This window comes from Actinomyces massiliensis 4401292, from assembly GCF_000269805.1.
Classification (GTDB): Bacteria; Actinomycetota; Actinomycetes; order Actinomycetales; family Actinomycetaceae; genus Actinomyces; species Actinomyces massiliensis.
Genome location: NZ_JH711483.1, coordinates 282,816 through 295,408 on the forward strand (window position 1 = coordinate 282,816; position 12,593 = coordinate 295,408).

The following is a 12,593-nucleotide window of genomic DNA, read 5'->3' on the forward strand; positions in this document are numbered from 1 at the left end:
GCGCTCCTGCGCCGCTATCGTGCCACAATGATCGTGTGAAGGTCCTGCACGTCAATGACGTCGCCCGTATCGGCACCGCGCTGGTGCGCAGGGCGCGGGATGAGGGCCTGGCGTGGGACCTGTACGACACCGCCCGAGTCGATCCGGGCTGGTCGCCCCGAATGCGGCCGGTGCGCCGGGCGCTGCGAGGCGCCCGGTGGGAGGCCGGGCTCGTCCGCAGGGCCGTGCGCGCCGATCTGCTCGACGTTCACGGGGCGACCGTGACGGCTCACACCAGCTGGTTGCGCAAGCCCTTCGTCCTGCACCTGCACGGCACGGACATCCGCGTACGCAGGTACGAGGCGCGCTACAGCGGCCTCGTGGCGGACGCGGTGCGCCGGGCGCGCGACGTCTACTACACGACGCCGGACCTGGCCGAGCACGTGATGGACCTGCGCCCGGATGCCGTCCTGCAGCCCGTGATCGTCGACGTCGAGGAGCTGGCCGCACATCATGAGGGGTCGGGGGGGCCGTTCCGGGTGATCTTCCCCTCCCGCTGGGATGCCGACAAGGGCGGGGACCTCCAGCTGGAGGTGCTCCGCATACTCCGGGCGGCGTACCGGAACTCGATTGCGATCGAGGGCCTGCAATGGGGCGAGGGCGCTCCGCGTGCGGCGCGCGACTACGGGGTCGGGCTGCGCCCGAGGATGACTCACGCCGACTACGCCCGTTGGCTGGCGACCGGGTCGGTGGCGGTCGGCCAGATGACGGGCTGCATGGGGGTCTCCGAGCTCGAGGCCGTCGGCAGCGGGGTCACCACGGTGATGGCTCTGGACCGCCGCTGGTACGACGGCGCTCATGACACGACGAGCGACGTTCCGGTGCTGGGCGGGCCCGTGGATCGCTCCGAGATGGTCGAGGCCGTCGTGGAGGGAGTCGGGCGGGCACTGGAGGGCGCGCGGGTGACCAACGGGAGGTCCTGGGTGGCGCAGCGCCACTCCCCGCAGCGGGCGGTGGCCCGGCTCGTCGAGCGTTTCGAGCGCCTCGGGCCGGGGTGATCGGGGGCGCTCGCGGCGCCCATGATTCAATACCCGCATGATCAAGCCGATGGGCGTTGGGCGGTCTGGGCGGCCCGGGTTGTCCGGGCGGTTCAGGTGGCCCGGGTGGTCCGGCCTGGCACAGCGCAGCCCCGTGCTCCGCTCCATCCTCACGCTGGTCTCCGGGACGGCCGCCTCCCAGGGCATCACCCTCGTCCTGCAGATCTTCATCGCGAGGGTCTACTCCGATGTCGACAAGGGCCTGTTCGGCGTCTACGGCTCCATCACCGGCTTCGTCATCACCTTCGCAGCGCTGCGCTTCGATGTGACGATCATCCTGCCCGACGACGATCGCAGCGCCCGGGTGCTCCAGCGCCTGGCAACGCGCTGCGTGCTCGTGACCTCGCTGCTGACCTCCGCCGTCTGCGTGGCCGGGGCCCGGATCCTGCGGGACCACTACCATCACTCCGGCGCGCTCATGTGGTGGCTCATGGGCGCCGGAGTCACCGTCTTCCTCGTTTCCCAGATCACCACCCTCCAGTACTGGCTCACGCGTCAGGGCCGTTTCGGCGACATCGCCAGGAACCGAGTGCTCCAGTCCGCGGCCGTGCCCGTATGCCAGCTGGTGATGGGGCTGGCCCTGCACGGGGGGCTGCCGGCGATCATCATCGGAACCATCGCCGGACAGCTGGTGGCGCTGCTGGCCCTGCACCTGCGCACGCCCGAACTGCGTGAGCCGCTCGGCGATGACGCCCCCTCCATGCGGGCGATGATCCATCGCTACCGCAAGATGCCGCTGCTCAACGGACCCAACGCCGTCGTGGACTCGGTGAGGAACAACGGCATCAACCTGCTGATCGGGGCCGTCTCGGTGGCCGCCCTCGGACAGTTCCAGCTCGCCTGGAACATCATGCAGGTACCGGTGGCCCTCATCGCCGGCTCGGTGGCCCTGGTATTCCTCAAGAAGCTCTCGGACACCGAACCCGGTGCCATGCTCCCGCTCGTGCGCGCGGTACTGCTGCGCACGTGCCTGGCCGCCATCGTGCCCTTCGCCGTGCTCTACCTGCTCGCGCCGTGGCTGTTCCCCCTCGTGTTCGGCGCCACCTGGCACGACGCCGGCTACTACGCCAGGGCGCTGACTCCCTGGCTGTTCATGAACGTGCTGACGTCCCCGATCGCCAATATCTTCGTCGTCACCGAGCGGCAGAGCCAGTTGCTCGCCTTCGCCGTCGCCTACTGCGTCGTTCCGCTGACCTGGCTGGGGCTCAGCCGACTGGACATGATGCCCACGATCATCGTTCTGGGCTGGCTCATGGCGGGCATGCTGGCCGTCCAACTCGTCATGGCGCTCGCGGTCGCGCGCGACTACGACCGTGGTAACCGTGGTATGAGTACGCCTGTCGGACCCGCTGCACCCGCTGAATCCGCGCCGCCCTCCCCGGAGGCGGGGGAGGAGCCCCGATGACTGATACGACGGATCGTTCGACTCATTCAAACCGCCCGGATCGTTCGATGATGGTCTTCCACGCCCCTTATCCACTGGACCCCGATCCCGCCGCGGCCTCACGGCTCCGTCCGCTGCGGATGCGCCGTGCCTTCGAGGAGATCGGCTACGAGGTCATGGACATCAGCGGCGCCGTGGCTCAGCGCAGGGCCGGTCTGCGTCGTCTCAAGGAACTGCTCGCATCCGGGCGACGCCCCGATTTCCTGTACTGCGAGAACTCGACTCAGCCCAACGCCCTGGCGACGAGCCTGCGCACGGGCGTCGCACCGCTGTTGGATTACTCGATCATGCGCCTGGCGCGCAGGCGCGGCGTGCCCGTCGGCGTCTTCTACCGAGACGCGTACTGGCGCATGCCCGGGCTGCGGGCGTCGGGGGCCTACGGGGTCGCCTCGAACCTGCTCCAGCGGGCGGACTTGGCCGGGTACAGGCGCAACCGGGTGCACTTCTTCCTCCCCTCGAATGCCATGTCCTCGCTGGTCGGGCTCGCGCAGTCGGACTCGTTCTCGGCGCTTCCCCCGGGTGGCGACTCCGGGCGCGTCCTGCCGCTGCCGGCCCAGGAGGACGGATTGCGCCTGGTCTACGTGGGCGGGCTCGGCGGGCACTACGACCTGACCGTCGTCGCCGCGGCCCTGGAGAGGGTCGACGGCGTTGCGCTCGATCTGGTTGTCCATCAGTCCCAGTGGCGCCAGGCCCGTCGCCGGGACCCGCGACTGGGCCAGGGCGCCATCAGGGTTCTTCACAAGTCGGCCGGGGAGCTGGAGCCCGTATACGCGCGCGCCCATATCGGGGTGCTGGCGGTGGCCCCCTCCGAGTACTGGGACATCGCGGTGCCGGTCAAGCTCTACGAGTACCTGTCCTACGGCCGTCCGGTGATCGCCACCCGGGGCACCGAGGCGGGGCGGATCGTCGAGGCCGCCGGCGCCGGCTGGGTCATCGACCATGACGAGGATCTGCTCGTCGCCCTGCTGACGGAGCTGCGCGGTCGCCCCGAGGAGGTCGAGGCCCGCGCAGAGGCGGCTCGGAGGGCGGCTGCGCGCAGCACATGGGCGGACCGGGCGCGCACGGTTGCGCGGACGCTTGCGCCCTGACAGGACGTCCTGACAGGAGCGGGCGGGCCTGAGCCGGACCGATCCGCACCGAGCCGGACCGAGCCGGAGCGCGTCTCAGCGCGGAGCCAACTCGCCGACGATCTCCCGGATCGTGCTCGCCTCGTGCTCGAAGCTGAGCTCGTGGGCGGCCCGGGCGCAGCGGGATTTGCAGGCCGCCACCTCCGCAGGAGTCAGGGCGTTGAGCGCTGCGACGATCGAGTCGGGCTCGAAGTCCTCGGTGACGACGCCGATGTCGAAGCCGTTGATGATGCGGGCCATCTCGAGTGTCGGTCCCGCGGCGACCGCGAGCCGGGCCTGGATGAAGTCGAAGATCTTATTGGGCAGGGCCAGGCGCGCATTGGTGCTGTAGGGCGGAATCCAGTAGATGCCGACGTCGTATTCGTTGAGCGTGCGCGCGAGCTCGGCCGGTGCGACGGGATCGTGGAAGGTGATCCGGGCGCACCCGTGGGCCCTGCGGTGCAGCGCGCGCAGATAGCTGCCGCCGTCGTTGCCGGGAACCAGGTAGAGGTCGAGGGTCAGGTGGGGCGCGGCGGCCTTGACGGCGTCGATCATGGTCTCGATGTTGCGGCCCGCCACAGCGCCGCCCGAGTGCACCAGACGGATCGCGCCGTCCTCGCGCAGGGCGGAGGGCTCCAGGTCGGCGTAGGGGGCGGCATTGCGCACCAGGCGCGGCGCGACACCGTAGTGCTCGAGGTACAGGTCGGCGATCGAGGCCGCCACTGTCGTCACGGCGGCGCATCTGGGCAGGTAGCCGCGGCAGATGTGATCCATGAGCGGAGCCACCAGGAGGCGCCAGCTCGTGACGTGGGTGCGCTCCTCCGGCGCCCACTCGTGCATGTCCGCCCATACCGGAGCGCCGCGGGCCACCGCGAACGCCGTCGGGATCGCGCGCGCGTCGTTGGCGACCACCACGTCGAACTCGCGCCCGTCCACGAGGCGGATCGTCTCGCGGGCGGCCGGGGCCGCCAGCTCGCACGCCCGCAGCCTGCGCAGGGCGAGCCCGGCCACGCCCGCGGGCGTCTGCGGAAGGGACGGTGCGTCATCGGGGATTCTGAGGTGATCGACCACGTGGGGAGGCCGCGTTCCGTAGCCCGCGGAGGTCACCTCGCCGATCTCGGCGAGTGCGCTGATCTCGCGCAGGACCCGGGCGTCCCTGTGGATCGGCGAGAAGGAGATGACCAGGATCCGCGGGCGTCTACTCACGGACGCATTCTAAACCCCCGGTTCCCGACCGCTTCTGCCGCATGCGCGTCCCGATGGCGTTCCTGTGACTTTCCAGTGACATACGATGTCGCCGGAAACCGGCCGCTCGAAAGGAGCCGTATGCGCATCGCCGTCGTCGCCCTGGGGAAGATCGGGCTGCCCCTGGCGGTCCAGTACGCCGACAAAGGCCATGAGGTCATCGGGATCGACGTCGCCCCCGCCATCGTCGAGGCCGTCAATGCCGGGAAGGAGCCCTTCCCCGGCGAGGCGCACCTGGCCGAGAAGCTGGCCGCCCTGAACCCGGCCACCGGCAACGGCGCCCTGCGCGCCACCACCGACTACGCCGAGGCCATCCCCGGGGCCGATGCGATCGTCCTGGTGGTCCCCCTCTTCGTGGACGACGCCACCTGGAACCCCGACTTCGCCTGGATGGACGACGCCACCCGCTCCCTGGCCGCCCACCTGACCCCGGGCACCCTCATCTCCTATGAGACCACCCTCCCGGTGGGCACGCTGCGGGGCCGCTTCAAGCCCATGATCGAGGAGATCAGCGGCCTGAAGGAGGGCGCAGATTTCCACCTCGTCTTCAGCCCCGAGCGGGTCCTGACCGGCCGCGTCTTCGCCGACCTGCGCCGCTACCCCAAGCTCGTGGGCGGGCTGAGCCCGGAGGGCGCCCGCGCGGGGATCGACTTCTACGAGCAGGTCCTCGACTTCGACGAGCGCGACGACCTGCCCCGCCCCAACGGCGTGTGGGACATGGGCACGGCCGAGGCCGCCGAGATGGCCAAGCTGGCCGAGACCACCTACCGGGACGTCAACATCGGCCTGGCCAACCAGTTCGCCGTCTACGCGGACAGGGCGGGATTCGACATCGAGCGCGTCATCGAGGCGTGCAACTCCCAGCCCTACTCCCACATCCACCGCCCCGGCATCGCGGTGGGCGGGCACTGCATCCCGGTCTACCCGCGCTTGTACCTGTCCACCGACCCCGACGCCTCCATCGTGCGCACCTCGCGCTCCTTCAACGCCACCATGCCCGCCTACGTGGTGGCTCGCGCCACTGAGATCCTGGGCTCGCTGGAGGGGCTGCGCGTCGTGGTCCTGGGCGCCTCCTACCGGGGGCGCGTCAAGGAGACCGCCTTCTCCGGCGTCTTCCCCACCGTGGCGGCGCTGCGCGAGGCCGGTGCCGAGGTCCTGGTCCACGACCCCATGTACACCGACGACGAGCTCGCCGCCTTCGGCTGGACCCCCTACCACCTGGGGGAGAGGATTGATGCCGCGATTGTCCAGGCCGACCACCCTGAGTACCATGAACTCGCCCCCGTTGATCTCCCTGGTATCAGGCTGCTCCTGGATGGCCGTCGCATCACTGACGCGGGCAACTGGACGGGCGTGCCCCGCCTGACCATCGGAGGAGGGGAATGATCCACGTTGTCGCAGGCGTTCTGCTGGCAGCCGCGCTCCTGACCGCCCCCGGGCTGCTCCTGGCGCGCCTGGGGGGCGTGCGGGGCTGGAGCGCCGCGAGCGCCGCGCTGCCGCTGAGCTGCGCCGTCATCGGTACTGCTGAAATCGTGGCCGCGGCCGTCGGGTCGGCCTGGGTCCCCTGGGGCTGGGCCGCTATCGCGGGGGTGACCGCGGTCGCCGCGGGTCTGCTCGTGGCCGTGCGCCGCCTCATCCCCGGCGGCCGGACGCAATCCGCTGATCCGCCTCGGGACGGTGGCGGGCGTCCCGACCTGCGCGTGCCGACCGGGCTGGCGGTGGCGTGCCTCGTCCTCGGGATCGGCACATTGGCCGGCATGGGGTCCATGTCCACCCCGGCTCAGGCCTTCGACATCGTTTTCCACTCCAACGCCGTCCAGGCGATCCGCCAGCTGGGGAACGCCTCCAGTTTCGGAAGCATGTCGGCGCTCTATCAGGGGGTGCCCACCTACTACCCGACCGTGTGGCACGGAGCGGTGGCACTGCTTCCCGCCAGTGTGACGGTGTCCTCGAATGCGATGGTCCTCGTCGTCGCGGCACTGGCCTGGCCGCTGGGCATCGCCGGTCTGCTCGCCGAGGTCCTCGGCGCCGAGCACTCCCGGAACCGCACTGCGATTGCTCTGGGCACCGTCCTGAGCGCCGCCACGGTGGGGGCGCCGACGATGCTGCTGGGCACCTTGGCGGTGTGGGCCTACACCCTGAGCGTGATCTGTCTGCCCGGGGTGGTGGTTCTGGGCCTGCGCCTGTTGCGCTCCGTGCCCGCGGACAGTGCCGGAGAGGGCGCCCTCGAGGGCTTCTCCGAGGGGGAATCCGAAGAGGAGAGGGCTCGAACGCGGTCCTCGTTGTCCGATCTGATCATGAATGGTGTGCTGTTCGTGGGCGGAGGGATCGGCGCGGTTCTGGCCCACGGTGCGGGGACCTTCAACACCATGGTGCTCCTCGGGCCGCTCGCCGTGGTCCTGATCGTGCGCCTGGTGCGCGCCGGCGGTCGGCGCAAGACGGTGACGCTCCGTATTCTCGCGGTGCTGGCCGTGTGCGTCCTGATCGGGGCGTGGGTGATGCGCGAGTCCCTGGTCTGGGTCTGGCGATACCCCCGCGGCGGCGGAAACCTTCTGGGAACCCTGGGGCAGGCCCTGCTCGACCTGCCGCAGTACGGGGCGTTCTCCTTCCAAGGAATTCCGATGATCGTCGGGGCGCCTCTGGGCATCGTGGTGTGCGGGCTGGCGGTATTCGCGGCGGTCCGCGTGCCTCAGGCGCGCCCGTGGCTGGTGACGGCGGCGGTGGCGCTGTGCCTGGTCACGCTCGTCGGCGGACCGCAGTGGTGGGGGCGTCGGATCGGCGCCCTGTGGTACTTGCAGAAGGCGCGCGTGCAGCCGCTCGTCATCATTCCCGGCCTCGTGCTGGCCACCCTGGGGCTGCGCCGTCTGCTTGAGGCGCGCCCCGGGCGCAGGATGACCGCCGTGCTCCTCGTGCTCGTGTGCGCCGCCGCTGTGGGACGCATGCCGCTGCACGCGAAACTGGCGCGATCGGTCCACGATGCCGACCGGATCGCCTATGGCACGATCCTCACCTCTGAGGAGGCGGACTTCATCACGTCTCTGAGCGACCAGCTGCCCGAGGACGCCCTGGTCGTGGGAGCGCCCTCGCGGGGAGAGAGCTATCTGTGGGCGCTCGGAGGAATCGACGTCGTGTATCCGCTGCGCTCGAGGCCGACGCAGGGAACGGCCGCCGACATGCTCGCCTCCGCGGCCCCGGATCTGCGGCCGGGGTCGACGACGTGCCAGCTTCTCAATGAGCTCGGAGCCGAGTACTACTTCCGGGCCGACCGGGGAGCAGCGTGGGACGGTCGGGAGGCGCCCCTGCGCTGGGACAAGGCGCTGGCCGACTGGCCCACTGACGGCATGGAGCCGGTGGCCTCCACGAGTACGGCCGGCCTGTGGCGGATCACCGCCTGCGGCGACTGAGCAGCAGCGTCGAGATCGGTCGTACTCCGCGTCGAGATCGGTCGCATTCCGGCTCGAGATCGGTCGCATTCCGCGTCGAGATCGGTCGCACCCCGTGCCGGCATCAATTCACCGCCGGCCACCACCCCGCTCGAGCTGGAGCATTCGCTTCGGACGCCGCAGTGCACAGGGCACGCCACGTGCATCGGGCGAGCTTCGGATAGGGCACACTTGACCCCAGTCCCAGCCCGCGGGAGGAACGCGGGAGGATACGGAAGGACCCCGAGTGAGCCGCACGAGTGTTGTCGCTGTCGTCGTCGCCTACAACCGCCAGGAGCTGCTGCGCCGGTGCCTCGACAGCCTGGCGGAGCAGACCGTCGCGCTGACCGGCACGGTCGTGGTGGACAACGCCTCCACCGATTCCTCTCGCGAGGTGGCCTCGACCCATCCGCTGGGCGCCCATGTCGTCGCGCTTCCCACCAACACCGGGGGCGCCGGCGGATTCGCCGCCGGCATCGCGCGCGCCCTCACGCGATTCCCGCAGGCCGACTGGATCTGGATCATGGACGACGACACGATCCCCACCGCGACCGCCCTGGAGGCGCTCGTCCAAGCCGCCGAGGCGTATCCGGGCGCACCGGCGCTGCTCGCCTCCAGGGCCGTGTGGACCGACGGCACCGAGCATCCCATGAACCGTCCGCGCACTCGCCCCGGTCTTCCCCCGGCGCTTCACCGCCACGCGGCGCTGGCGGGCGCCCGTCAGATCCGCACCGCCTCCTTCGTGTCGATCCTGATGGATGCGCGCGCTGTGCGCGAGGTCGGCCTGCCGCGCGCCTCCTACTTCCTGTGGAACGACGACTTCGAGTACACCTCCCGCATTCTGCGGGGGCGGGTCGGCCTGTACGTGCCGGAATCGGTGGTGCACCACCTGACCAAGGCGCTGGGCTCCTCCGATGCCGATCCGGGTGAGCGCTTCCGCTTCGAGGTGCGCAACAAGGTGTGGACCTTCCGCGACTCCACGGGGCTCGGAGCGGTTGAGCGGCTGGCCTATGAGGCGGCGACGGCCCGGCGCTGGCTGCGCGCGACGCTGAGCTCGGCCGATCGGGCCGCGCTGTGGAGGGCGGGCCGCCAGGGTCTGCGCGAGGGATTGGCGCGGCCCGCCGACAATGCGGAGGTCTTCCTGGGAACCCCCGTTCAGGCCGACGTCGCCGCCGTCGAGGCCGCCGCCCGGGAGGGGAGGGACGACGGCCCTGGACTCCGTCGCCGCGGCGGCCCCGCCGGGGAGGGAGAGTGGGCCGGAGCGGCCTCCGCATCATCGGGATCATCGAACCCGGCAGGGGCGGCGGGCGCCGTCGACCCTGATGCCCCGACGCCGTCCTTCAGCGTGCTGCTGCCGGTCTATCGGGGCGATCGTGAGGATTTCCTGCGCCGCAGTCTGGCGTCCGTCACCGTTGAGCAGACTCTGCGCCCCGATGAGGTCCTCATCGTGCGCGACGGTCCCGTGCCCGACGAGCTGGAGGATGTGCTCGCCCGCGCGCGCCGGGGGGAGCTCAGCGGGGAGGTGCCAGTGCGGGTGCTCGAGCTGGAGGAGAACGTCGGCCTGGCCGCCGCCCTCGAGGTCGGACTCGCCGAGGTCGCTCACGACGTGGTCGCCCGCCAGGACGCGGACGACATCTCCACCCCCGAGCGCTTCGCCACCCAGTTGCCGCTCATGGCCGCCGGGTACGACCTGGTGGGGTCGGCCATTCAGGAGTTCGACGACGAGGCCGACACCGATGGCGTCATCCGTCGTCAGCCGTCGGACCCCGGGCAGATTCGCCGGGCCCTGGCTCTGCGCGACCCCTTCAATCACCCTTCGGTGGTCTATCGAGCGGCGGCCGTCCGCGCCGTCGGCGGTTATCAGACCCTTGACCTCATGGAGGACTACTGGTTGTTCGCCCGCATGATCCATGACGGCGCGCGCGCCACCAACGTGCCGCAGGCCCTGGTTCGTTACCGGGTCGGGGCCGGCGCCTACGCGCGGCGCGGAGGCATGCGCCTGCTTCGCAGCGAGCTCGACCTCCAGTCCAGAATGCGTCGTGCCGGCCTCATCACGGCCTCCCAGTACGCGCGCAACCTCGCGGTGCGCGCGAGTTACCGCCTGGTGCCGACGGCGGTGCGTCAGGCGGCCTACCGCACCGCTCAGAAGGCGCTGCTCAGGCGCACGCGGTGATGCGGTAGAGAGTCGCGTCCCCGATTCTCAGAACCGTCCGGAAACCGTCGCGCGGCTGGATGTCGGACAGGCCCGGCGCCTGCGGGCCGTCCAGGATGGTGCGGCCCTTGAAATCCAGGACGTAGTCGACGCCGAGCTCCTCGATGGCGGGGCAGACCTCGGGGTTGTCGCCGACCTCATCGAGGCTGTTCTCCAGGACTGTCAGTGCCGGGCTCGTGGAGCCGTAGGAACTCAGGTGCCTGGGCAGCGTCGTGACGCCGGTGAGTCCGTAGGCGAGTGAGCCGCCCCTCCAGGGGTCCGCGAGGACGACGTCGTCGGGTCCCAGCAGGTCGGGCAGCCGATTCACGACGGCGAGCTCGTCGGCGGTCAATGACTGGGAGTCATCCGTCACCAGGAACGTGAGGCCGAATTTTTTCAGGTTGTAGGACATTGCGGCGCTGCCCGTGCTCTGCCATGCCAGTGCTGCGATGACGACGATCGTCAGCGCTGCTCTGAGCCATGGCACGGTCGTGGCGGCCCGGGCTGGGCGGGGCAGCGCGCGGCCGGCGGCGTCGGCGAGGGCGCAGGCGCCGATGCCCGCCAGCGGCAGAGCCGTGACCATCATGAATCCGCCCGGACGGTAGGCGTCGGAGTACCAGAAGCCGGTCAGGCTGTAGCGCAGGGGGCTGACCTTCTGCGAGACGTCCACGACGTACAGCCCGCAGACCACGGTGTGCGTCAGCGCCACCCACCGGGTGCTCCGACGGCGCCAGGCCGACAGGTATCCGATGACCGTCAGAAGCGCCAGTGGCCAGACGATGGCGGTCAGCTCGGGCGCGCTCGTCACCGCCTCGCCGATACCTCCCGCCACGGAGGTGTATGGAGGCCACTGTGAGACGCTCTTGGAGGCCCGCAGCGCCGGGGCAGCGAACCACGAAGCCCCGGCCAGGAGCGCTGTCAGAACGTAGGCGAGAGCTGCTCGACGCATGTGATGGCGCGCTCTGACGGCGCAGACCGCCAGAGAGACGGAGCGGGTTGCCGCCGCGGACACCCCGGCGATGAGTGCGATGACGATGATCGAGGGGTGGGCCAGTGCCAGCCCGACGCATCCGGCCCCCGCCATGAGCCACAGAACCGCTCGGCGCGGCAGTGTCATTCCTCGAGCGCTGGCGGTCACCGCGGTCAGGAGGACGCTTGGCAGCATCGCGGTTGCGAGGAAAACCGGATACAGAATGCCCCAGAAGAGCCCGAGCAGCGGGAAGGCCGGAGCCGCGGAGGCGAGGACGGCGGTCGCGATCCGCCCGGCTCGGCGGCCCGCCGTGAGCGCGCTGGTGAGCGTGATGACCCCGGAGGTCCAGGTCAGGCCGGCGACCGCGCACATGACGGCGTTGGAGGCCAGGGGGATGCTCGTGATGCCCGACAGGCGCATCGTCAGCGCCACGAGGGTGTGCCAGCCCAGGGGGTAGACCGCGCCCCTGGAGATGACCATGTCGAAGGACAGGCTCGAGGCGTTGCCGGTGTCGAGGATCCAGCGCACGGCGTTGAGGTGGTAGACGGCGTCGTAGGTCTGGGAGAAGGCGTCTGGTGCATTGATGAATTGCGCGCAGATGGCCAACATGAGGGCGGCCGATATGATCCACAGGCCGAGGTCCTCGACCGGGCCGCGTGCGGCGGCCCAGTAGCGGGACGCCCGCCCGCCGATGGAGGCGGGAGCGGGGGGAGTATCGGCGGGTTCTTGCAGGGCAGGCTCCTCAGATGGGACGGCCCCGTCCGGATCGCTCGGGGCGCCGTCGTCGCGGGCGTCCTGGGCGGCGGCTCTTGCCCTGCGGGAGATGAGGATCCCGGTCAGGCGGTGCGCCGCCCGCACGGCGATGGCGGCCAGGACGATGATGGCGGTTGCGCCCGCCACGACCGACACCCCCCAGGCCAGTCCCAGCCCGGGCGCCAGGAGGCCGGTCCCCGCGATGACGGCGACGGACAGGGCCGGAGCCAGGGCCACCACAACCCGGACGGGCAGGCGGGCTGCGATGGCGATGAGGCCGCCGGGGGCGTACAGCAGAGCCGCTGCGATGAGCAGAGGGTGGAGGAGAGCGCTCCACATGGCCATGGGGGTCCTTTCGGGCTGACGGCGCGGCCTCTCGCCCTGAG

General features: G+C 70.6%; 8 protein-coding genes. 6 read left to right on the forward strand and 2 right to left on the reverse strand.

Translation table 11 applies throughout. From position 1 onward, the window contains the following. Positions 1-35: 35 nt before the first annotated feature. The 3 genes from W5W_RS0112960 (at position 36) to W5W_RS0112970 (ending at position 3,608) form a co-directional block, all read left to right on the forward strand. A complete protein-coding gene (locus W5W_RS0112960; protein ID WP_017195697.1) occupies positions 36-1,037 on the forward strand; it encodes a glycosyltransferase family protein in 1,002 nt (333 codons plus the stop codon). Positions 1,038-1,170: 133 nt separating this feature from the next. Next, positions 1,171-2,481 carry a lipopolysaccharide biosynthesis protein gene (locus W5W_RS0112965; protein ID WP_017195698.1) on the forward strand — a complete coding sequence of 437 codons (1,311 nt, stop codon included), beginning with the start codon at positions 1,171-1,173 and terminating at the stop codon, positions 2,479-2,481. Further along, positions 2,478-3,608, forward strand: coding sequence for a glycosyltransferase (locus W5W_RS0112970; protein ID WP_050980400.1), 1,131 nt, complete (start codon positions 2,478-2,480; stop codon positions 3,606-3,608). The genes W5W_RS0112965 and W5W_RS0112970 overlap by 4 nt, the downstream gene beginning before the upstream one ends. 75 nt (positions 3,609-3,683) lie before the next feature. On the opposite strand, the gene W5W_RS0112975 is transcribed toward W5W_RS0112970, so the two are convergent. Then, entirely contained in the window at positions 3,684-4,832 is a 1,149-nt protein-coding gene (locus W5W_RS0112975) for a glycosyltransferase (RefSeq protein ID WP_017195700.1), read from the reverse strand. 120 nt (positions 4,833-4,952) lie between these two features. Here W5W_RS0112975 and W5W_RS0112980 point away from each other — a divergent pair, with 120 nt between their 5' ends. The 3 genes from W5W_RS0112980 (at position 4,953) to W5W_RS0112990 (ending at position 10,466) form a co-directional block, all read left to right on the forward strand. Beyond that, positions 4,953-6,257 carry a nucleotide sugar dehydrogenase gene (locus W5W_RS0112980; RefSeq protein ID WP_017195701.1) on the forward strand — a complete coding sequence of 435 codons (1,305 nt, stop codon included), beginning with the start codon at positions 4,953-4,955 and terminating at the stop codon, positions 6,255-6,257. After that, positions 6,254-8,275, forward strand: a complete 2,022-nt coding sequence (locus W5W_RS0112985; RefSeq protein ID WP_017195702.1) for a DUF6541 family protein — start codon at positions 6,254-6,256, stop codon at positions 8,273-8,275. Before W5W_RS0112980 ends, W5W_RS0112985 begins: the two co-directional genes overlap by 4 nt. A 265-nt stretch (positions 8,276-8,540) precedes the next feature. Then, complete coding sequence (locus W5W_RS0112990) at positions 8,541-10,466, forward strand: glycosyltransferase (RefSeq protein WP_017195703.1); 1,926 nt, start codon at positions 8,541-8,543, stop codon at positions 10,464-10,466. Here the strand turns inward: W5W_RS0112990 and W5W_RS0112995 are convergent. After that, positions 10,450-12,552, reverse strand: a complete 2,103-nt coding sequence (locus W5W_RS0112995; RefSeq protein WP_017195704.1) for a DUF6541 family protein — start codon at positions 12,550-12,552, stop codon at positions 10,450-10,452. The genes W5W_RS0112990 and W5W_RS0112995 overlap by 17 nt on opposite strands. Positions 12,553-12,593 lie beyond the last annotated feature (41 nt).

Excerpts from the sequence above, each read along its gene's own strand:
- W5W_RS0112995 (WP_017195704.1), bottom strand. The coding sequence starts at position 12,552 with ATGGCCATGTGGAGCGCTCTCCTCCACCCTCTGCTCATCGCAGCGGCT.
- W5W_RS0112980 (WP_017195701.1), top strand. The coding sequence starts at position 4,953 with ATGCGCATCGCCGTCGTCGCCCTGGGGAAGATCGGGCTGCCCCTGGCG.
- W5W_RS0112985 (WP_017195702.1), top strand. The coding sequence starts at position 6,254 with ATGATCCACGTTGTCGCAGGCGTTCTGCTGGCAGCCGCGCTCCTGACC.
- W5W_RS0112970 (WP_050980400.1), top strand. The coding sequence starts at position 2,478 with ATGACTGATACGACGGATCGTTCGACTCATTCAAACCGCCCGGATCGT.